Genomic DNA, 218 nt, shown 5'->3' on the forward strand with positions numbered 1-218 from the left:
AGCATCGCCTTGCCAAGGCGAGGGTCGTGGGTTCGATTCCCATCGTCCGCTCCAAATTTTACAATATAATATGGCGCCATAGCCAAGTGGTAAGGCACAGCTCTGCAAAAGCTCTATCCCCAGTTCGAATCTGGGTGGCGCCTCCAGTTATTTTTTAAATTCTTGCGCCCTTAGCTCAGCTGGATAGAGCGTTTGACTACGAATCAAAAGGCCAGGAG

At 50.0% G+C, this 218-nt stretch carries 1 tRNA gene; it reads left to right on the forward strand.

Annotated features, from left to right (window positions below):
• Positions 1-72 precede the first annotated feature (72 nt).
• A tRNA-Cys gene (locus tag QCD85_RS23815) sits at positions 73-146 on the forward strand.
• Positions 147-218 lie beyond the last annotated feature (72 nt).

The sequence above is a fragment of the Paenibacillus sp. PsM32 genome, from assembly GCF_030433815.1.
Taxonomy (GTDB): domain Bacteria; phylum Bacillota; class Bacilli; order Paenibacillales; family Paenibacillaceae; genus Saccharibacillus; species Saccharibacillus kyungheensis.